Origin of the sequence: Hymenobacter glaciei (assembly GCF_039539585.1) — a bacterium.
GTDB lineage: Bacteria > Bacteroidota > Bacteroidia > Cytophagales > Hymenobacteraceae > Hymenobacter > Hymenobacter glaciei.
Window position 1 is genome coordinate 51,846 of record NZ_BAABDK010000028.1, and the last position, 19,383, is coordinate 71,228.

The following is a 19,383-nucleotide window of genomic DNA, read 5'->3' on the forward strand; positions in this document are numbered from 1 at the left end:
ACGCAGGGTTGAAAAAAAGGTCGAAGGGTTGGGAAAAAAAAATAAAAAGTGGTAAAACAGTGCAGGTTAGGAACTTTTAAGGGCAAAATAAAAATCCCGGTTTGGGAAATGAATGGGCTTTCATTGTCCTCTTTAATGGACCACACTGTAGGGCACGGTGGCCAAAGCTTTTTTCTCGGCTGGCAGTTCCACACCCAGCAAATCGTGGACACTTACCCGGATTTTATTGGACAGCTGGGTAATGGGCAAATCGTTGCTGTCGTAGCCAAAGGGGTTCTCAATTTCGTTGCCAATCATCTCCAGGCCCAGCATGGCGTAGGCCCCAATCATGGTCACGGGCACCATCCACCAGCCGCACGAATCGACGAGCACCAGGGGCATCACCATAATGAACACCGTGATGTAGCACTTGATAAAAAAGCTGTAGGAGTAGGGAATGGGCGTTGATTTAATGCGCTCGCAGGTACCGTTCACAGTCATCATGCCCAGGTAGTGCTGCTTGATGTTGATGAGGTGGATGGGGTCGAAAATCTGGACTTGCCGCAGCTGCTCCACGCTTTCCATGAGCACGGCGATGATGGTAGAGCACACGCTTTCGGCCTTTTGCAGCCGGTCAATGATGTCGGGGGTGGCCTCCATCTTGTCGAAACGCACGCGGTTGCGCAGGCTGCCTTCGAGGGCGATGGGAAAGTTGGAGATGAGCGCAGCGAAGTAGCGGCGGCTCGATTTGGCCTCGCGGGGCAGCAACGCATTCATTTCCATGGCCAGGCCACGGCATTGCGACACGAGCTGTCCCCATACCTGGCGGCCTTCGTAGTAACGGTCGTAGGCCGTGTTGGTGCGAAACACCAGCAGCAAGCTGAGCAGAATGCCTAGAATGGAGAGGTACTCGCGCCCTATGCGAACATTGAGGGTATGAAAATCGAGGCTAATGATGGCAATAGCGGAGCCGTAAAGCCCCACCAAGGCCACACGCTTCAACAGAAGTCGGATGACTGCAGAGGTGTGGAAGTGCCATAGGGCCCGCCACCAATCTCCGCCCTGATACACAATCATCGGGATAGTAAATATGTATGTAATTCAATAACATGGACGGGCTGTGGCGGGGGTAGGCAGCCAACGAGCCCATATACGGAAAGGTTGATAAGAGGGTGTGAGGTAAAAGAGCAATGCGGGTCCGAAATCGAAGATGGTAGCAGCCAATGCCAACCTAGGCAACATAACCGGGGCACAGCAATAAGGAGAGCTTCGTTAAAATAGTGGAGCTAATAAGAAAAACACCGCACTTTTCGGGGTAAATACAATTGTAATAGTTTTGGTTACAAAGATAATGCCGGATTGGGCCGTGAGGTAATTGGTTTAGTGAAATTGCCTGCAATGCGGCTACTTCAGCAGCAGCCCGTTTTCTTTGTACCTCACTTTTCGTCCGGCATGGAACTCCTTAAACACTTCTTCGACCTGTTGCTGCACCTCGACAAAACCTTGGTAAACGTTGTGCACGACTACGGCAACCTGACTTACCTCATACTGTTTCTCATCGTTTTCACCGAAACCGGGGTCATTGTGTTTCCCTTTCTGCCCGGCGACTCCCTGCTGTTTGCAGCGGGTGCCCTGGCTGCCCGCCCCGAAACCGGCCTGAGCGTATGGATATTGATGCCGCTGCTGATTGTAGCCGCTTTTGCCGGCGACAACCTGAACTATGTGGTGGGCGACTACTTAGGGCCGCGGGTGTTTCGCGAAGACTTTAAGCTTCTGAACCGCAAGTACCTCGACCAGACCCAGGCCTTCTATGCCAAGCACGGCGGCAAAACCATCATCATGGCGCGCTTCGTGCCCATCGTGCGCACATTTGCGCCGTTTGTGGCAGGCATCGGCACCATGACGTACCGCTACTTTGCTTCCTATAGCATTGTGGGCGCAGTGCTGTGGGTGGTGACGCTCTCGATGGCGGGCTACCTGTTCGGCAACATTGAAGTGGTGAAAAAGAACTTCGAACTGGTGATTTTAGGCATCATCGTGCTGTCGGTGCTGCCGCCTCTGGTCTCCTTCCTGAAGGAAAAATTTGGCAGCAAGCAGGCTGCTTAGCGGCCATCAGGCGAAAAGTTGTGCCTGGCCCGCTTTCGCATGACGTTCTTTAGACCTACGATTAGTCAGACCTGTTATTTATGCGCCAGTTCGGGCTTATCGGCCGCACCCTGCAGCACTCGTTTTCGCAGACCTACTTCACCCAGAAGTTTTATTCGCTGGGCCTGGCCGATGACCACCGCTACGACCTGTTCGAGCTGGCCGACATTCACGAGCTGCCAGCCCTGCTGCGCGCCCATCCCCAGCTGGTGGGGCTGAACGTGACGGTGCCGTACAAGGAAGTTGTGGTCTCGTACCTCGACGAGCTGGCTTCGTCGGCTGCCCGCGTAGGAGCAGTGAACGTGATTGAGCGGCTGGCCGATGGCCGGCTGCGCGGGCACAATACCGACGTGGTGGGTTTTCGGGAGTCGTTGCGGCAGTTTTTCCCGAACCGGCCGGACAGTCGGGCCCTGGTATTGGGCGCCGGTGGGGCCGCCAAAGCCGTGATAGTGGCCCTCAGCGACCTGGGTATTGGCTACCTGAGCGTGATTCGCGACCCGCTGGGCCACGGCCTAACCTACAACGAGCTGACGCCTAAAGTGCTGAAGGCGCATTCCCTCATCATCAACACCACGCCGCTGGGCACCTACCCGCAGGTAGATGCCTGCCCACGCTTAGCCTACGAGGTGCTGGGGCCGCAGCACTACCTCTACGACCTGGTGTATAACCCGAGCGAAACCCTGTTTATGGCGAAAGGACGCGAGGCCGGGGCACACACCAAAAACGGCTTCGAGATGCTGGAGCGACAAGCCGAAGCTGCCTGGGATATCTGGAACGGGCGGTAGGGCAGGGAAGCTGTCAAACAACAGCCCCTTCTGCTGCGCTTGTCGCAGCAGAAGGGGCTGTTAGAGTTGATTGGGATCGGTTATTCCACTCGGGGCGCGGTTTGGCGGCGGCCACCTTGCAGCAAGTAAAGCTGAGCAACCTCGCCCTTCTCGTTTTTGCCGAACTCGACCTGGGCCGGCACTCCGCGTAGGGTGAAAAGCGCCGGCGAGTTGGCCTCGGTTTCGAATTCGGGTTGCCCGGTGGCTTGCACAAAGAGGCGGCTGTCGCGCTGCTTCACCGTGATGCGGAACGTGGGGCTCAGCTCGTACACTCCTACATAGGTGTTCAATAGGGCCGTGGGTACGGCTACAGGCGCACCAGTAGTGACCGGAGCGACGGCTTGCGCAGCGGCAATACTGGGCGGGGTAGCGGCCTGGTGGTTGATGAGGCGAAGCAGGCCCCGGCGCAGCTCGGCAAGAGCGGGGCTGCTGTGGTTATCGAGCAGCACAATGCACTGCTGGCGCTGCGGCACCCGCACCATGAAAGAGCTGAACCCGTTGACGGCCCCGTTGTGCTCCTGTACCAGTACGGTATCGGGGGCGGTGCCAATGCGGGCTTGGAAGACTATCCAGCCATAGCCATAGTTTTCCTTAACGGGGGTGAAGAGCAGGCGCTGGCTGGCCGCCGACAGCACTTTAGTACCCAGCAGCGCCTCATTCCAACGGTAGAGGTCGGTAACGGTGGAGGTGATGGACCCGGCCGCATACGGCACGCTCATGTGGATGGGTGGGGCGGGGACCGGGCCCGCCGGTGTGGCACTGTAGCCGGCGGCACGGCGGGCATCAGCGGGCTCGGTGGGGGCGTAGGCAGTAGCGCGCAGCTTGGCGGGGTAGGCAATTTGGGCGTCGAATACCTGGGCGTACGACTTTCCTGTCACCTTTTCGATGATGGCCCCAAGTAAAATGTAGTTGGAGTTGCTGTAGTGGAATTGGCTGCCGGGCGCGTAGTCCAGTAGCAGGCCGGCGAAGATGAACACAAGCTGCGTGGGCGTTTGGGGCGTGGTGGCAATACCTGCGAAAGCCAGTTGTGCCAGGTACTCGGGCAGGCCGCTGGTGTGGCTCAGGAGCTGGTGCAGGGTGAGGGCCCGGCCGGTTGCGGAGGGGTAGTCGGGCAGGTAGTCGCCCACCCGGCCATCCAGTTTCAGCTTGCCCTGGTCTACCAATTGCAGCACCAAGGCAGCCGTAAACTGCTTGGTGAGCGAACCGATACGGAACTTGGTGTTTGGAGTATTGTGGGTGCCGGTGGTGCGGTTGGCCAGGCCGTAGCCTTTCTGAAGCACAACGCGGCCCTGGTCGGCCACCAGCACGCTGCCGTTGAACAGGCCGGCTTGCTGGTAGAGCTTCACATAGTCGTCGAGCTGTTTGGTCAGCGAAACGGCCGGTTGGGCAGTGGTAGTAGCACTTGCAGCAGGGGAGGCCGGCTGCTGGGCCACGGCCGGCGCGGTGGTTGCTAGCAGACCCAGCAATACAAAACGGAAAGAGCAAATAGGCAGCAGAAAGTTTTTCATGGCGGTAAGCAGGGAAAGGTGAGAAAGGGTGGCCGTTGAGTTGGAAGCCGAGGCAAACCTAGCCGGTCGGAAACCGCCTTTTTCAAGTATTCAACCAACCCTATGCCCTGGGCCGGCAACTCCCTTTTTCAGCCGGCCAACTGCCTTTGCCGGGAGCAACGTTAGCTGCGCAGTTGGCAAAAGGGGGTGAAGGCAGCAGGGCAGGCGTTGGCGGCTGGCAGCGGGGCGTTGGTTGAAAAATGCGGGCTAACCGCGCAGGCAACGGCTACCTTTCGGCGTGGAAAACCTCCTGATTTCACCCGTTCAATCTGCCTCTTCTGTTTCGGCCGGGGCTTCGGTGGCTTCCAGTACTGCCAGCAAATGGGCCGCCCGCCTGCGCTGGTGGCCCCAGGCAGCCGACTACACGCCCATTCCGTGGTGGGTGCACCTGCTGCTGGCGTTGGTGTTGCTGGCCATCGATGGGTTGCTGTACTACAGCATTCGCACTAATCCCAAGTCCACGTTGCCCCTTGATGTAGTGTGGTTTGTGCGCAACGCCGTGCTCGATGCCCTCACGGCAGCCATGTTTTACTGGAACTGGGCCGGGCTGTTTCCGCGCACTCTGGCGCTGGGGCGAGTGCAGGGCTACCTGGCGGGGGTGTTGGCATCAGCGGCGGGCTTCACCCTGCTGCGGCTGGCCACCTCGAACCTCGTGTACCACGTTATGAAAGGGGTTGACCCCGATTTGCGCGAGCTGTTCTGGCCGCTGTTTGCGGGATTGTTGCTGGGCAGCGTGGCCACGATGCTGGCCAGTTTGGCGGTGCGCATTACGCTCGATTACCTGCGCGGGCAGCGCACCCGGCACGAGTTGGAGCGCCAGCATCTCCTGACGGAATTGGCCATGCTTAAAACCCAGATTAACCCGCACTTTCTCTTTAATACCCTCAACAACATTTACTCGCTCACGAGCCGAAAGTCGGACCGCGCCCCCGAGGCGGTATTGCGCCTGGCCGAAAGCATGCGCTACCTGCTCTACGACAGCAGCGCCGACACCGTGCCCCTGAGCCAGGAGCTGGCCCACCTGCGCAGCTTTTTGGACCTGCAGCGCCTGCGCCTGCCCGAAGCCGAAGCCGAAGCGGCCATCGTGCTGCACGTGCATGGCGCGGTGCCGCCCGAGGCTTTCAGCATCGCACCGCTGCTGCTGCTGCCACTGGTCGAAAACGCCTTCAAGCACGGCGACCTGGCCGCCCGCCCCGAGGCCATCCGCATTGAAATCGAGCTGCCCGATGCCGACACGCTGCAAGTAACGGTGCACAACTACGTGGTGGCCCGCGATGCGGCGCTGCCCGCCCAGCCCGGTGGCCTGGGCCTGCACAACCTGCGCCGTCGGCTGGAGTTGCTGTATCCCGGCCGCCATGCGCTTACGGTGCGCACCCTGCCGGGCGAGTACGCGGTGACGTTGGAGCTGGGGAGCGAGGTGAATGCGCGGTGAGGTAGAAAGTGCGTCGTGCTGAGCCCAGCCGTTAACTTGCCGGGCCTTTCCAGTTTCCTGCTCGCCCGCCATGCAACGCCTTTCCTGTGCTATTCTCGACGACGAACCGCTGGCCCTCGACCTGCTGGCCGACTACTGCGCTCAGGTGCCATTTCTGGAGCTGCGGGGGCGGTTTCACGATGCCTTAGCCGGGCTGGCTTTCCTACAAGACAACCCAGTTGATGTCGTGTTTCTGGATATCAACATGCCGCGTCTAACCGGGCTGCAGCTTGTGCAGCTGCTGCCTGCGCCTGCGCCGCGCATCATCTTCACTACCGCCTTCGACCAATACGCTGTGCAGAGCTACACGCTGAACGCGGCCGACTATCTGCTTAAACCGATTGCCTTCGACCGGTTTCTGCAGGCTGTGAATAAGGTGCGGCCGGCAAATGGAGCAGCTGCTTCGGCAAGCAGCGCCTCCAGCGCACCAACCGCCCCAGCCAAAACAGCAACTCCGCCCGCTACCGCAGCCGCACCGGCTGATGCCATGTTTGTGAAGAACGAGCACCGCCTACAACGCGTGGCTTTCGACGATATTCTGTACGTGGAGGGCATGAAGGAATACCTGATGCTGCACACCACTACGGGCAATATTCTCACCCTGCAATCCTTCCGGCGGGTAGAGGAAGTGCTGCCGCCCGAGCGGTTTGCCCGCATTCACAAGTCATTTCTGGTGGCCCTCAGCCGCATCGAGCACGTGGAGCGAGGCAAGGTGCAGGTGGCAGGCCGCCTGCTGCCGGTAGGCGATACGTACCGCGATGCCTTCGCCGAATTGATTCGGGCGCACCAGCAATTATAAAAAAGCCCCGGCTCTGCACAGGGTTCTTGTCCTTACCCAAAACGGCGGTCGTTGCTCCGGTCCGACCGCCCTAGGCGGTCCGACCGGTTGTTGGCGGAGCGAAACCGGGGGTGCTTCAACCGGTCGGACCGCCTAGGGCGGTCGGACCGGACCGGTCAAGTGCCGCCAACAGGCAGGCAAAGCGTTTTGGGTAAAGACAAGGCTGCAAGCGGCAACCGGGGCTTTTTAAATGAAGAATACCGGCTTGAAGGCGGTGGTGCCTAGCGTTACCCATGGGGCAAAGCCAGTTCAACAGCTAGCCCTACTTCGCAGCCAGTTTCTGGGCAATTTGGGCCGTGTGCCTGCCTTGGTAACGGGCTCCTTCGAGTTCGTTGGGGCTAGGCTGGCGTTCGCCCTGGCCGCCGGCTACGGTGCTGGCGCCGTAGGGAGTGCCACCGGTTACTTCTTCGTGGCCCATCTGGCCTTGCCAGGCGTAGGGCAAGCCCACAATCACGAAGCCGTGGTGCAGCAGCTCGGTATGGAAGCTGCGGATGGTGGTTTCCTGGCCGCCGTGCTGGGTAGCGGTACTTACGAACACGCCGCCCACTTTGCCCACAAGGGCACCCGTGGCCCAGAGGCCGCCGGTGCTGTCCATGTAGGCCTGCATCTGGCCGCACACGTTGCCGTAGCGGGTGGGCGTGCCGAAAATGATGGCGTCGTATTCTGCTAGTTCCTGCGGGGTGGCCACCGGAATGTGGGCGAAGGCCTGCTGAGCACCCGTAGCACCAGTCTGGTCGAGAATGGCCTGGGGCAGCGTTTCGGGCACGCGCTTTACCACGACTTCGTTGCCGGCAACTTCACGGGCACCTTCGGCAATGGCTTCGGCCATTTTCCAGATGTGGCCATAGGTGGAATAAAAGAGCACAAGAGTCTTCATGTGAGCAAGGGAAAAGTTGAAATGAAAGAGAAGAATTGCAAAGCAGTGGAGAAACAAGTTGTACGAGTGCTACTGCAAAAAGCTTGGTGATTCCTACTGAATTGCCTGCAAAATTTGGGCGCATCGGCTGCCGTGGTGCCGGGTGCTATCTTGCAGAATGAATGCGGCTTTAGTAGAGTTTTGGCGCGGACTGGCTGCAATTGTGGCGTGGGCTTGCAACCATTTGGCGCGGGTGGGCATCTCCCATCCGTCGGCGGTCCACGCGCCGGCAGCTATTGCTACCAACTCGCCTTCTTATGCTGCAGAAACAGACTTTATTAACTTCTTCCCTGGCCGGTACGGGTACCTGCCGCCGGGCATGAGCGCGGCCACCTGGTTTGCGTTCGGGGCCGATGATGTGCTGCCCGACCAGCCCGCCGTGGCCCCGCGCCTGACGGCCAGCCGCTCGTCGGCTATTGCCAGTCCGCCCACCGAGGCCGAGCTGATTGATGGCTGCCTGCGCGGCCGCCAGCTGGCCCAGAAGCTGCTCTACGACAAGTACGCCGGCAAGATGATGGCCGTGTGCCTACGCTACGCCCAAACCACTTTCGAGGCCGAGGACGTGCTGCAGGAAGGCTTCCTCACGGTGTTTCGCACGCTGGGCAGTTTCCGCCGCGAGTGCCCGCTGGAATTCTGGATTCGCCGTATCATGATTAACGCTGCGCTGCGCCAGCACCGCCGCAATGCTTCGCTGGTGGCAGTGAGCGACGGCGACTACCCCGAAACGCTGTCCAGCGAAGAGTTTACCTTCAGCAACTTTAACTTTAATGAGCTCCTGGAAATGGTGCAGGAGCTGGCCCCACGCTACCGCATGGTGTTCAACCTGTACGCCATTGAAGGCTATACCCACAAAGAAATCGGTGAATTACTAAATATCAGCGAGGGCACCAGCAAGTCGCAATACTCTCGTGCCCGCGTCATCCTACAAACCAAACTGGAGCGCCTCAACGCCCCAACCCGTCATGTCCGCTAATCCTATCGAAAATAACACTACGCCTAAAACCACCGGCAGCCTGGAGGAATTATTCCGCCACCACCTGGGCGAGGAGGCCGCCGTGCCCCCGCGGCCCATGCTGTGGGACCAGATTGACAACTCGCTGCTGATTCGGCAGAATGAAACCTACCGCCGTCGCCTCGTGGCTACGCGCTGGGTAGCCGCGGCTAGCCTATTGTTGGCTTCGCTGGCTGGCACCGGCTGGTGGGTTGGCCGCACCGACCTGGTCGGCAGCCCCGAAATGGCTACAACAACGGTGAGCCGTCCGGCTGCAAACGACGCGCAACTCAATTCGGCTACCACCCGCCCCAGCTTCGGCGCGGCTGGCAATGCTGGTTCGACCGCAGTAAGCATTGGTGCGGTGGCTTCGGCAGCTGACGGCGATGCTTCAGGACGTTCAACGTCGGCTTCGCCGGACGTTGCTTCGACTGCCCAAGTTGGCCAGCGGAGGGGCCTGAATAATGCTGGTGGCACTGTGTTAGCTACTTTCGGCGGTTCGGGTCGTCCGATGGCAACCAGCAACTCCGCCGGCCAGCTAGCCAGCAATGAAGCCACTACGGTTGCCATGAATGCGGCCAGCGAGCCTAGTGGAACGCAAGCAGGTACGGTTGCTGCTCAAGGTGCCAAACTACCCGGTTCTGCTGCAGAGGCTGCGAATAGTTCGATTGCCGCGAACGGTGCGGTTGCCATTGGCGGTACGACCACCACGGCAGCTGGTGCTACGCTGGCTACGGGTAGCGCCGGTACTGCCGCAATGGCGGTTCCTACTACGGCTTCAGTATCAGCGGCGTCGCTGTCGGCTTCGGTCGCGGCGGCCCCGGCTACCACGCTGGGCGCAGAAGAAGCTGGCTTGTTGGCTAGCCGCATGGTCGCGCTGGGTACCGTTGAAACCCCCGCCCCGGCACTGCCTAGCGCGCTGGCTGCTGGCCCCGAACCTACTGAGCTTGCCCTGGGTACGCACCGCTGGCAGTACGGCGCCAGCTATACGGCCAGTGCCTTCAACCCCAATATCAACTTCTCACGGGCTGGCATCGAGCCCGAGTTTGGTTACAACCCTGTGCTGGGGCCGGCCGAGCTGAGCGAGCGAGCTGCCACCGAATACCGCCAGAACCTGCACGCCGGCTTCAGCCAGCGCCTGGCCCTCACCGTGGCTCGCAGCTTGCGCGGCCATTGGTCGCTGGGTACCGGCGTCGAGTTCACCAAAGCCAATGCTCGCTCGGCCAGCACGGTGGCCTTTGTGGGCGAGCAGATTGCCGACGGCGGCCAGACCGTGGGCAGCGGCCAGCGTCGCACCACCGATTTTAGCTACACCATGGCCAGCCTGCCGCTGGAGTTGCGCTACAGCAACTCCGCCAAGCGGGGCTGGAGCCTCTACGGCCGCCTCGGCGGCGTGGTGAGTGCCCTGCTGGGCAACCGCAGCGAAGTAGCAGGCCGGCCCGAGGTTACCCAGACCTATAGCATCACTTCGGCCAGCACACCCTACCGCCGCCTTACCAGCAGCGTGCGTGGCGCGGCAGGTGCCCGGTTCAGCCCCGGAGCTGGCCGTTGGGCCTTTTCGATGGGGCCGGTAGCCGAGCTCGGCCTGGTGTCGCTGAACGCGCATCCGGTGCAGAACTACTTCGCCCAAAGCCACCCCTACAGCGTGGGTGTGGAGGCTGCAGTAGAGTTTGGGCGGTAAGATTTGAAAGACAGGAGGCAGGACTTTTGTCATGCTGAACGCAGTGAAGCACCTTATCACGCTAGAACGGTTGGTTCTTACGTGACAAGGTGCTTCACTGCGTTCAGCATGACAGATACATCCCTCGTTCTACACTCTTTTCCAAATGCCGCGAAACCCATTGCGTGTCGTTTGGGTTAAGGTAGGCTGACCAATTCGGCCTACCTTTCGCGTTGCATGGAGTATAAACTGACCTCTGAATTTAAGCCGACCGGCGACCAGCCCACCGCCATTGCCAAACTCGTGGAGGGCGTGAATAACGGCGAGCACGCCCAGGTGCTGCTGGGGGCCACCGGCACTGGCAAAACCTTCACCATGGCCAACGTGATTGCCGAAACCGGCAAGCCGGCCCTGGTGCTGTGCCACAACAAAACGCTGGCTGCCCAGCTCTACGGCGAGTTCAAAGCGTTTTTCCCGAACAACGCGGTCGAATACTACATCAGCTACTACGACTACTACCAGCCCGAAGCCTACATCGCCAGCACCGATGTGTTCATCGAGAAAGACCTGGCCATCAACGCCGAAATAGAGAAGCTGCGGCTGCACACGACTTCGACCCTGCTAAGCGGCCGGCGCGACGTGATTGTGATTGCCTCGGTGTCGTGCATCTATGGCATTGGCAACCCCGAGGAGTTCGCTAAAAACGTCATTTTCCTGAAGCCGGGCATGCGCTACACGCGCAATGCGCTGCTCTACCAGTTCGTGCAGATTCTGTACTCGCGCACCGAGGTAGAATTTACGCGCGGCTCGTTCCGGGTGAAGGGCGATACGGTAGACGTGTTTCCGGCCTACGCCGACTACGCCATTCGCCTGTATTTCTTCGGCGATGAGATTGAGTCGGTGCACAAGATTGACCCGGTGAGCGGCAAGAAGCTGAGCGACGAGCCCAGCGGCTTGGCCCTGTACCCGGCCAACCTGTTCGTGACCGGCAAGGAAACCCTGAACTCGGCTATCAAGCAGATTCAGGACGACATGGTGCAGCAGCACGCCTATTTCGAGAAGGAGGGGCGTGATGCGGAAGCCAAGCGCATCATGGAGCGCACCGAGTTCGATTTGGAGATGATTCGGGAGCTGGGCTACTGCTCGGGTATCGAGAACTACTCGCGCTACTTCGACGGCCGCTCGCCGGGCTCGCGTCCTTTCTGTCTGCTCGACTACTTCCCCGACGATTACCTACTGGTAGTGGACGAAAGCCACGCCACCATGCCCCAGATTCGGGCCATGTGGGGCGGCGACCGTAGCCGCAAAACCGCCCTTATCGAGTACGGCTTTCGCCTGCCTTCGGCCCTGGACAACCGGCCGCTCACGTTTAACGAGTTCGAGAGCATGTACCGCCAGGCCGTGTTCGTGTCGGCCACGCCAGCCGACTACGAGCTGGCCCAGGCCGACGGCGTGGTGGTGGAGCAGATTATTCGCCCCACTGGCCTGCTCGACCCCGAAATTGACATTCGCCCCAGCATCAATCAGATTGACGACTTGCTCGACGAGGTAGACGAGCGGGTGAAAATGGGTGACCGTGTGCTCGTGACCACCCTCACCAAGCGCATGGCCGAGGAGCTGAGCAAGTACATGGACCGCCTGGGCATCAAGGTGGAGTACGTGCACTCCGACGTGAAAACGCTCGACCGCGTGGAAATTCTGCGTAAGCTGCGCCTGGGCGAAATCGACGTGCTGATTGGTGTGAACCTGCTGCGCGAAGGCCTCGATTTGCCCGAAGTGAGTCTGGTAGCTATTCTGGATGCCGACAAGGAAGGCTTCCTGCGCGACCAGCGCAGCCTGATTCAGACGATGGGCCGCGCCGCCCGAAACGACCGGGGCAAGGTGATTATGTACGCCGACCGCATCACCGGCTCGATGCAGCGCGCCATCGACGAAACCAACCGCCGCCGCGCAACCCAGGCCGCCTACAACGAAGAGCACGGCATCACGCCGCGTACCGTACGCAAGAGCCACGCCGAAATCATGGGCCAGACCGACCTGGCCGACTACCGCACCGTGGAAGCCGCTGGCTACGGCAATGCTGAAGCCGATGGTGTAGCCCTAGCCATGGCTGCCGAACCCGTAGTGGCCATGATGAACAAAACCGATTTAGAAAAGCTCGTTAAAACCACCGAGAAGCAGATGGAAGCCGCCGCCAAGGACCTCGACTTCCTAACAGCCGCCAAGCTGCGCGACGAACTGGCCGCACTAAAAGGCATGCTGAAAAACAAGCGGGATTAGCCAGGGTTAGTGCTGTATTTAGGAAGGGACTTCAGTAGGTGACCAACCGGTTACCTACTGAAGTCCCTTCCTTTTTCACGCATTAAGCTTTCCCTGCTCTGCCTGGCGCTATTGGCTGGGCCGGCCGTGCTGGCCCAACGCGCGCCCGTTCTGTGGCCGCTGTCCGAAATTGGCCTAACGGTTACTTCCTCCATTACCTCCGTGCGCAGCGAACCGGGAGTGCGCTATCAGTACCAGCTGCTGCACCTCGACAACCACCGCATTTGGCTGGCCCTGGCTTGGCACGGGCAAACCAAGCTAGAGCCAGCGTGTCAGTTCATCAATCCCAACCTGACCGGGGAGTTGGATGCGCTGTTGATGCAAACCCTGAACGAATTGGCTGCCGCTGGCTGGGGAGCTGGTGGAAACTCGGTCGGTAAGCCAACCCTCGGAGGCAGTATAAAAAACGGAGACTGATTTAAAGTTAAACAACCCCAATACGCCCGTTTATACGACGACGACTTCCATCAAAACTTCTTCGCAAACGTACTATCTGCTGCGGCGCGCATTGCCAATGCCTTAGCAGCGTTTCCTCTGCTGCCCAGGATAAAAAGGTGGCGCGACGAACGGCTTACTGATAGTCTGATTTGTTGAGTTTACCTATGACGTAGCCTGGTAGAGCATGGGTTTTATCGTATTCGAGCAGCATTTTATACAACTCAGCGTTGCTGAAGCGCGTGAGCTTACCAATGCCAATGCCAGTCGGAACACCCCCGTAAATAAGGTAGGCCAGTGGCGAAACGGTAACCGTGTAAGTGCCTGTGCTGGTGGTTTTAGTGCCCGCCTGTAAAGCCAGGTAACCCACCAAAGCTCCGCCGCCCAGTATCCAAAAGGTGCCGCCGGTACGTTTGCGGCCGAACATGTGAATGGCCGCCCGAGCTTCCTTGTCTGCTACGTATCGGATAACCAAGTAGCTAGTGTAGTTGCCTGGCACCGAGGTGGGGGGCAACAGCGTTGCGCTGGTGAGGGGAACGGCAGCAATGACCGCCGGGGTGGTGGCAGCGGCCGGAGCCGGTGGGGCAGTTGCGGCCGGTACTTCAGTGGGAGTGGTAGGAGTGGTTTGCGCCCGCGCCGAGAGCGTGCACAAGCTCAGCACGACAGATGCCACCCGAATGCGAGTAGAAAGAACCATGGGTTAGAATGAGGAAAATAGAAAATAGAATTGATGTGCCGGCCAAATGAAAAGCCATTGAACAAGCCGACAAAACTAAGTACATCTGCCCTTCGCCACTGCCCGGTTGCCACAAAAAAGTGCCGGCCAAACCCCTAGGAGTTAGCCCGGCTTTTTAGGGCCGCTGATTTAGCCCGCTGCCCATCATTAATAGCTGGGTATGGCATCGCGCGGCAACATACTGCGTGGGGTCATCGGCCTGGCCATTAGGCAAGCGAGGCGGCCGGGGACGGCAATCAGACCGCCTTTTTCACTACGCTGATGGTGCCATCGTGCTCCAGGCGCACGGTTTTGGTTTGGGCGAGGTCGTCGAGGTTGGCTCCCACGCGCAGGCCCGATTGCAGCGCTTCGGGGCTGATGCTGGCCCGGCGCAACTCGTCGTGGTGAATGGTCGCGCCTTCGGCCAGGATGCTGGCTTCGCCCTTCACCAGCCGGCCAATGGTGGGAAAAAGTAGGTGAGGTAGGCCGGTCCCCGGTGCACCAGCACGAGCGTAAGGGCAGCGGCGAGAATGGTGAAAAACGGCGCATCGGCGGCAATGGCGCGGCTGAGCGTGGCCCCGAGCATGAATTTGACCACCATCTCAAGGACGCTGTTGCTGGCAAATGTGCGCCGGCCCGAGAGGCGCAGCAGCACAATGGCCACCAGAAACACCACCACCGTGCGGGCCGAAATCTGGCCGGCGGTAATGGTTTGGGCCGTTTCTTGCAGGCCGATGAGGTCGGCGAAGAATTCTTTCATTGGGGAGGAAATGCGGTGGCTCTGCAGCAATACGCAAGGCGCCACCGCTCCGACCACCGCCGGAGCCGACAACATTCGCTAGCCAGCCAAAAAGTCGATTATTCAGCTGCCAAACGAACGGAGGCCTACGGCTGGCGGTAGAGCACGCCGCCCTTCATCACCAGCCGGATTTGGCGCAGAGCGGCCACGTCCTGGGTGGGGTCGCCGGCCACGGCCACAAGGTCGGCCAGCAGGCCAGGGGCGAGGCGGCCCCGGTCGGCGAGGTGGAAAATACGGGCGTTGCCGCTGGTGGCCTGGCGCAGCACCAGCAAGGGGGTGAAGCCGTAGTCGCGCACCAGCAGCTCCATTTCACGGGCGTTGTCGCCGTGGGTAAATACGCCTACATCGCCGCCCATAGCGAACGGCACGCCAGCCTTCACGGCGGCTGCCATGCTTACGTGCTTCTGCTGAATGCGGGCTGGTACTGGGTCGGTGCCCTTGCGCCAGCCTTTGTACTGGGCCGTGGCATCGCCGGCGGCCACGGTAGGGCAGAGGGCCATGCCGCGTTTTTTCATCAACTCGAAGATTTCGGGGGTGCCGCCATCGCCGTGCTCAATGGTCTCGACGCCGGCCAGGATGGCACGGCGCATGCCCTCGGGCGTGCTGGCGTGGGCCACCACACCGCGCCCAGCCGAGCGGGCTGTTTGCACAATCAGGTTCAGCTCGTCCTGCGAAAACGTGGTTTGGGTCGACCCATCGGCTCCCCAGCGGTAGTCGGCGTATACTTTGATGAGGTCGGCGCCCTTGCCCATTTGCTCGCGCACGGCCCGGATAATGCCGTCGACGCCGTCGGCCTCCTGCGCGCCCTGCGGCACGTCCTCGTCAACCGACAGCTTGGGGCCGTAGCTGCCGGTGGCTACCAACGCTCGGGTGGCTACCAGCAGGCGCGGACCGGGAATAATGCCTTGGTCGATGGCCTGCTTCAGGCCCACGTCGGCGTAGCCTGCGCCTTCGGTGCCGAGGTCGCGGGCAGTGGTGAAGCCGGCCAGCAGCGTGCGCTGGGCGTGGGCCGTGGCGCGGGCCACCCGCAGGGCCTGCGATTCCAGCAGTACCTGGTCGTTCCAACTGGTTTCGTTGTAGGGGTGCAGCAGCAGGTGCGAGTGGCCTTCGATAAGGCCGGGCAGCAGGGTGAGACCGGGTAGTTCGAGGGTGCGTGTACCGGCCGGGGCGGTCACCTGCGCAGCTGGCCCTACAGCGCTGATTTTATTGTTTTCAACCAGTACAGCCCAGCCCTCGTGGCGGTCCTGGCCGTCGAAAACGGCCGCCGGGCGTAGCAGGGTGGCTGCGGGGGTTACTGGCTGGGCGTGGCTTGCGAAGACGCTGCTAATAACCAATAACGCGGTGCTCAGCCCGCGGTGGGTAGCTGGAGATGAAGAGGGCTGGCGTAAGAAAAAGTGCTTCATAAATGGAAAGCGCTACCGGTGAACCCACGGGCTGGCGCCACCCGAAACTACTACGCCGCCGCAGTTCCGGGTGGCGATGCCACCAATGCAGCTACTCGGCCAGCCACTGCGTGGCGCGGTATTCGCCGGGCCCGAGGAACAGGCGCAACAGTGCATCGGCCATTTTAGGGCCGTTGGAGCTGTTGGTGAGGAATACCAGGCTTTCCTTGGTACCGGGCAGCGTCATGTAAAAACCTTTGAAGTTGCCGTTGTCGCCCCACTGCCATTGGGCCAGGCCCCGGCTGGTGGTAGCCAGCCCCACGCCGCAGGCCCAAGCAATAAATGGGTCGGTGGCTGTGGCCGGCTGGCCGAAGCGCCGGGCCTCGTTGGCCGGCGTAAGAAGCAGTTGCGCAGTGGCAAGTTTCAGGCCCCGGCCCGTCATCATGGCCTGCAGAAACCGGCTATAATCAGCAGCCGTGCTGAACAGGCTGAAAGCGCCATAAGCGGCCGGAAAGTGGTTGATGGCTACCGGCTGGCTTTTGCCGTCGTGGCCCGAGGCAGCATTGGCGGCAAATTTCTCCTGCCACACAAAGCTGCTGTTCTGCATACCCAGCGGTTTAAAGACTTCATCCCGCGCCAGCGTTTCGAAATTCTTGCCGGTAAGGTGCTCCAGCGTTTTTTGCAGGAACACGTAGCCTTCGCCCGAGTAATTCCAGCAGCTGTCGGGCGCGTATTTCAACCGTAACGGGGTGGTGGGCCATTCCGGCTTTGTGGGGTTGGCAGCCCAGTTGGGTAGGCCGGTCGTGTGGCCCAGCACCATGCGCGCAGTGATTTTATCGGCATTCGCCGCGCCTTGCAGCCGGGGGTAAGGTGCGTAAGTCAGCAGCGGCTTATCCAGCGTCAGCACGCCCCGGTCGAGCAGGCGGAGCGTGACGTAGGCCAGCACTGCTTTGCCCAGCGAGGCGGCTTCGAAAACAGTGGTCGCATCTACAGGTGCTGGCTGGCCGGCCGTGCGCTGGCCCAGGGCGTAGGCTTGTGGCTTGCCATTGTGGCTGTACACCAGCTGCATGCCCGGCACGCCGGCCTGCTGCATCAGCGCGGTGAGGTCGGTGGGCACCGACTGGGCACGGCTTTGCAGCCCGAACAGCATCGACAGCAGCAAAAGAAGTGGTTTTTTCATGGGGCCAGCAAAGTAGCGCTGCGGGCCGGTAGCGGCGGCCGAACTACTGCTGCCATAGATGCACCCGGCTGCCGCAGCGTTGCCTGGCTCGTTGCTTACTTCCAGGCGTGGAGCAGGCGGCGCACCAGAATAATTTCGCCGGTGTGGTAGGCGGCGTGGTCGGCAATCAGAAAGGCCTCGCGCAGAATGGTCTGGCCGGTACCGTGTGGCAGGCGGGCCAGCAGGTCGGTGCCAGGGGCATGTATCAGATGCAGAAAGCGCTGCCGGTCCTGGCGGATACGGTCCAGGGTTTCCTGCCACTGCTCTTCGTCGGCGGTAGCATCCGGGGCCGGCCAGTAGCCGTCCGGCCATTTGGGCGATTCGTGTTGGGGTTCGAGGCAGAACTCCACAATGTCCCACTGCGCGATGCGCACGTGCTCTACCAATTGCCAAATGGTGTAAGGCACGTCCAGCACGCGCTTATTCCATAGTTCGGGCGTGAGGTTGGCACAAGCTTCTTCGAACGTAGCGTGGGCATTGCCCTTGGTGAGCAGGCTGGTGAGCTCAGCTAACAGAGCTTTTTGGTTGGGCCTATCCATTTAATGCCACTATTTGCTTTTTTGTAAAACCGTTAGTGCCCCGGTCGAATACAGCGCAGCTCCTATCAATACAGGCTGGAAGAACAGCCGGGCCAGGCGCTTGGCATCGGTATCGAGGCCAAAAGCCGAAATATGGTGGGTGTACTGGTGCACGTTGCCGGGGAAAACAGCCACGTAAAACGCGGCCAAGCCCATGCCCATGCGTGCCCGGTTTTTACCTTTCAACAGCAGCAGCGCCAGCCCCAGCGCAATTTCCAACACCCCCGATTGCAGCACCACGGTGTCCTTGTCCTCCGGCACAGAGTCGGGCACCTGCGCCTGGAAATCCTGCCGTGCGAAGGTGAGATGGCCCGTGCCGGCCACAACCATAAATGTGCCCAGCAGGCCGCGGGTCACGTTTTGCAGAGTGGTCGTGTAGGGTTGGAGCATAGCGGGTTTGCGGGTTGGTCAGCAAGCTATACGGCTGCTGGCCTGCATATGGGGAACAGGGTTTGCCATTTGTCAACACTTGCAAACGAAGACACTGTTTTTGATGGCCTTTTATTGCCTATAGAAGGACGTAGAATCTTGATGCAGGCTCGCGCAACAAAACAGTAGAGCAACCTTTTTGCTACTCGGCTGGTCATGACTGTATTCGCGTTTTTCTATCATAATCTCATGAAACACACTCCACTTATTGCCGTCGCCTTCCTTGGGGCTATGCTTTTCGCCTGTTCAAAAGACAAGTCTGCGCCGGTGTTGAAAACAGCTTCACTCAACGACACCACTTGGCGTATGACGGGCTATACCATAGCATTTGGGCCCGTGAACGGCCCTGCTACAGGCACAAATAATTTTTTCCAGTCCTATTCAAATGACCCCACCATACCCTGCCTGGGGCTGAACGCATTCACCTTTACCGCGGCGGGCAAAGTCCTCTGGACGCAAGAGCCCCGTGGCTGTTCGATGGTAAGCAACTTTGTGAGTTCCGACTGGGGAACATGGAGTGTGAATAATGCACAGACGCAACTCACCGTCAACAGCCCACAGGCAGGGGCCGGCCGAAGTGCTATGCCCGTGGTGTACGCCGTGCCGGGAGCGTACAATTACACAATCAGCAGCACCACCCTCACCCTTAGTGCCAGCTATATTTATGGGCAAAAGCAGGATTCCCTTAAAGTGGACAGGGCCATATTTACTCGGCAATAGTTCGCCACACCAAACGATAAAAAGGCCTGGTCTTGAGCGCATAAGCACAAGGCCAGGCCTTTTTCTGATGCGAAAGTTGCTGCTAGCCTAGTGCGCCTGCAACCAGTTGCGCCCGCTGCCCACTTCTACTTACAATGGCACGCCGCGGGGCAGTAGCAGCGCCGTCGTCATCAGCTCCTTAATTTTGGGGCGATGACTCTGCGGTGGTCTGGAGCGTGTAGGCAGCTGTAGGAGCTTTACTGCATGCGCAGCCATGAGTTAACGAGCGTATCTGCCCTTAGTAATAGCCGTGTTTTCCAGGGCCAACCTACCCCGGGCAATAGCGAGGCCGAGCGTGCTTTTTGATTGATGTGAGGTGGTCTAGCTAAGCCGGACACAATTGGGACGTGGTTTGAAGTTGCTTTTCAAAGTGGTTG

At 60.0% G+C, this 19,383-nt stretch carries 19 protein-coding genes; 9 read left to right on the forward strand and 10 right to left on the reverse strand.

The window, feature by feature from the left end:
* Nucleotides 1–132: 132 nt before the first annotated feature.
* Entirely contained in the window at nt 133–1,056 is a 924-nt protein-coding gene (locus ABD837_RS17805) for a bestrophin family protein (protein ID WP_345057164.1), read from the reverse strand.
* A gap of 375 nt (nt 1,057–1,431) precedes the next feature.
* Here ABD837_RS17805 and ABD837_RS17810 point away from each other — a divergent pair, with 375 nt between their 5' ends.
* Together ABD837_RS17810 and ABD837_RS17815 are read left to right on the forward strand one after the other, a co-directional pair.
* On the forward strand, nt 1,432–2,085 hold the full coding sequence (locus ABD837_RS17810) for a DedA family protein (protein ID WP_345057166.1): 654 nt from the start codon (nt 1,432–1,434) through the stop codon (nt 2,083–2,085).
* Nucleotides 2,086–2,165: 80 nt separating this feature from the next.
* Complete coding sequence (locus tag ABD837_RS17815) at nt 2,166–2,909, forward strand: shikimate dehydrogenase family protein (protein WP_345057168.1); 744 nt, start codon at nt 2,166–2,168, stop codon at nt 2,907–2,909.
* An 80-nt stretch (nt 2,910–2,989) separates the two neighbouring features.
* Here ABD837_RS17815 and ABD837_RS17820 read toward each other — a convergent pair whose 3' ends face one another.
* Nucleotides 2,990–4,456, reverse strand: a complete 1,467-nt coding sequence (locus ABD837_RS17820) for a serine hydrolase (RefSeq protein WP_345057170.1) — start codon at nt 4,454–4,456, stop codon at nt 2,990–2,992.
* 277 nt (nt 4,457–4,733) lie between these two features.
* Between ABD837_RS17820 and ABD837_RS17825 the strand changes: the two genes are divergently transcribed.
* A complete protein-coding gene (locus ABD837_RS17825) occupies nt 4,734–5,927 on the forward strand; it encodes a sensor histidine kinase (RefSeq protein WP_345057172.1) in 1,194 nt (397 codons plus the stop codon).
* A 70-nt stretch (nt 5,928–5,997) separates the two neighbouring features.
* Nucleotides 5,998–6,765, forward strand: coding sequence for a LytR/AlgR family response regulator transcription factor (locus ABD837_RS17830; protein ID WP_345057174.1), 768 nt, complete (start codon nt 5,998–6,000; stop codon nt 6,763–6,765).
* Nucleotides 6,766–7,066: 301 nt separating this feature from the next.
* Here ABD837_RS17830 and wrbA read toward each other — a convergent pair whose 3' ends face one another.
* Nucleotides 7,067–7,681 (reverse strand): NAD(P)H:quinone oxidoreductase, encoded by a 615-nt coding sequence (gene wrbA / locus ABD837_RS17835; protein WP_345057176.1) that lies wholly within the window; start codon nt 7,679–7,681, stop codon nt 7,067–7,069.
* A gap of 157 nt (nt 7,682–7,838) precedes the next feature.
* Here wrbA and ABD837_RS17840 point away from each other — a divergent pair, with 157 nt between their 5' ends.
* The 4 genes from ABD837_RS17840 (at nt 7,839) to ABD837_RS17855 (ending at nt 13,107) form a co-directional block, all read left to right on the forward strand.
* Entirely contained in the window at nt 7,839–8,693 is an 855-nt protein-coding gene (locus ABD837_RS17840) for an RNA polymerase sigma factor (protein WP_345057178.1), read from the forward strand.
* Nucleotides 8,683–10,392 (forward strand): porin family protein, encoded by a 1,710-nt coding sequence (locus ABD837_RS17845; protein ID WP_345057180.1) that lies wholly within the window; start codon nt 8,683–8,685, stop codon nt 10,390–10,392. The genes ABD837_RS17840 and ABD837_RS17845 overlap by 11 nt, the downstream gene beginning before the upstream one ends.
* A 216-nt stretch (nt 10,393–10,608) precedes the next feature.
* Nucleotides 10,609–12,651 (forward strand): excinuclease ABC subunit UvrB, encoded by a 2,043-nt coding sequence (gene uvrB, locus ABD837_RS17850; RefSeq protein WP_345057182.1) that lies wholly within the window; start codon nt 10,609–10,611, stop codon nt 12,649–12,651.
* A 201-nt stretch (nt 12,652–12,852) separates the two neighbouring features.
* Entirely contained in the window at nt 12,853–13,107 is a 255-nt protein-coding gene (locus ABD837_RS17855; protein ID WP_345057184.1) for a hypothetical protein, read from the forward strand.
* Between the two features lie 154 nt (nt 13,108–13,261).
* On the opposite strand, the gene ABD837_RS17860 is transcribed toward ABD837_RS17855, so the two are convergent.
* The 7 genes from ABD837_RS17860 to ABD837_RS17890 form a co-directional block, all read right to left on the reverse strand.
* Nucleotides 13,262–13,822: a hypothetical protein gene (locus ABD837_RS17860; RefSeq protein ID WP_345057186.1), complete on the reverse strand. Its 561-nt coding sequence runs from the start codon at nt 13,820–13,822 to the stop codon at nt 13,262–13,264.
* 275 nt (nt 13,823–14,097) lie between these two features.
* Nucleotides 14,098–14,289: a YetF domain-containing protein gene (locus tag ABD837_RS17865; RefSeq protein WP_345057188.1), complete on the reverse strand. Its 192-nt coding sequence runs from the start codon at nt 14,287–14,289 to the stop codon at nt 14,098–14,100.
* Nucleotides 14,286–14,600 (reverse strand): DUF421 domain-containing protein, encoded by a 315-nt coding sequence (locus tag ABD837_RS17870; RefSeq protein WP_345057190.1) that lies wholly within the window; start codon nt 14,598–14,600, stop codon nt 14,286–14,288. Before ABD837_RS17870 ends, ABD837_RS17865 begins: the two co-directional genes overlap by 4 nt.
* A 125-nt stretch (nt 14,601–14,725) precedes the next feature.
* Nucleotides 14,726–16,042, reverse strand: coding sequence for a metal-dependent hydrolase family protein (locus ABD837_RS17875; protein ID WP_345057193.1), 1,317 nt, complete (start codon nt 16,040–16,042; stop codon nt 14,726–14,728).
* Nucleotides 16,043–16,133: 91 nt separating this feature from the next.
* A complete protein-coding gene (locus ABD837_RS17880; RefSeq protein ID WP_345057195.1) occupies nt 16,134–17,201 on the reverse strand; it encodes a serine hydrolase domain-containing protein in 1,068 nt (355 codons plus the stop codon).
* A 95-nt stretch (nt 17,202–17,296) separates the two neighbouring features.
* Nucleotides 17,297–17,779 (reverse strand): DinB family protein, encoded by a 483-nt coding sequence (locus ABD837_RS17885; RefSeq protein ID WP_345057197.1) that lies wholly within the window; start codon nt 17,777–17,779, stop codon nt 17,297–17,299.
* Nucleotides 17,780–17,788: 9 nt separating this feature from the next.
* The gene (locus ABD837_RS17890; protein ID WP_345057199.1) at nt 17,789–18,208 is read right to left on the reverse strand and encodes a DoxX family protein; all 420 of its coding nucleotides are present in this window, start codon (nt 18,206–18,208) and stop codon (nt 17,789–17,791) included.
* Nucleotides 18,209–18,436: 228 nt separating this feature from the next.
* Between ABD837_RS17890 and ABD837_RS17895 the strand changes: the two genes are divergently transcribed.
* Nucleotides 18,437–18,967, forward strand: a complete 531-nt coding sequence (locus ABD837_RS17895; protein ID WP_345057201.1) for a hypothetical protein — start codon at nt 18,437–18,439, stop codon at nt 18,965–18,967.
* Nucleotides 18,968–19,383: the final 416 nt, after the last annotated feature.

Excerpts from the sequence above, each read along its gene's own strand:
- ABD837_RS17805 (WP_345057164.1), bottom strand. The coding sequence starts at position 1,056 with ATGATTGTGTATCAGGGCGGAGATTGGTGGCGGGCCCTATGGCACTTC.
- ABD837_RS17810 (WP_345057166.1), top strand. The coding sequence starts at position 1,432 with ATGGAACTCCTTAAACACTTCTTCGACCTGTTGCTGCACCTCGACAAA.
- ABD837_RS17815 (WP_345057168.1), top strand. The coding sequence starts at position 2,166 with ATGCGCCAGTTCGGGCTTATCGGCCGCACCCTGCAGCACTCGTTTTCG.
- ABD837_RS17820 (WP_345057170.1), bottom strand. The coding sequence starts at position 4,456 with ATGAAAAACTTTCTGCTGCCTATTTGCTCTTTCCGTTTTGTATTGCTG.
- ABD837_RS17830 (WP_345057174.1), top strand. The coding sequence starts at position 5,998 with ATGCAACGCCTTTCCTGTGCTATTCTCGACGACGAACCGCTGGCCCTC.
- wrbA (WP_345057176.1), bottom strand. The coding sequence starts at position 7,681 with ATGAAGACTCTTGTGCTCTTTTATTCCACCTATGGCCACATCTGGAAA.
- ABD837_RS17840 (WP_345057178.1), top strand. The coding sequence starts at position 7,839 with ATGAATGCGGCTTTAGTAGAGTTTTGGCGCGGACTGGCTGCAATTGTG.
- ABD837_RS17845 (WP_345057180.1), top strand. The coding sequence starts at position 8,683 with ATGTCCGCTAATCCTATCGAAAATAACACTACGCCTAAAACCACCGGC.
- uvrB (WP_345057182.1), top strand. The coding sequence starts at position 10,609 with ATGGAGTATAAACTGACCTCTGAATTTAAGCCGACCGGCGACCAGCCC.
- ABD837_RS17860 (WP_345057186.1), bottom strand. The coding sequence starts at position 13,822 with ATGGTTCTTTCTACTCGCATTCGGGTGGCATCTGTCGTGCTGAGCTTG.
- ABD837_RS17870 (WP_345057190.1), bottom strand. The coding sequence starts at position 14,600 with ATGAAAGAATTCTTCGCCGACCTCATCGGCCTGCAAGAAACGGCCCAA.
- ABD837_RS17875 (WP_345057193.1), bottom strand. The coding sequence starts at position 16,042 with ATGAAGCACTTTTTCTTACGCCAGCCCTCTTCATCTCCAGCTACCCAC.
- ABD837_RS17880 (WP_345057195.1), bottom strand. The coding sequence starts at position 17,201 with ATGAAAAAACCACTTCTTTTGCTGCTGTCGATGCTGTTCGGGCTGCAA.
- ABD837_RS17885 (WP_345057197.1), bottom strand. The coding sequence starts at position 17,779 with ATGGATAGGCCCAACCAAAAAGCTCTGTTAGCTGAGCTCACCAGCCTG.
- ABD837_RS17890 (WP_345057199.1), bottom strand. The coding sequence starts at position 18,208 with ATGCTCCAACCCTACACGACCACTCTGCAAAACGTGACCCGCGGCCTG.
- ABD837_RS17895 (WP_345057201.1), top strand. The coding sequence starts at position 18,437 with ATGAAACACACTCCACTTATTGCCGTCGCCTTCCTTGGGGCTATGCTT.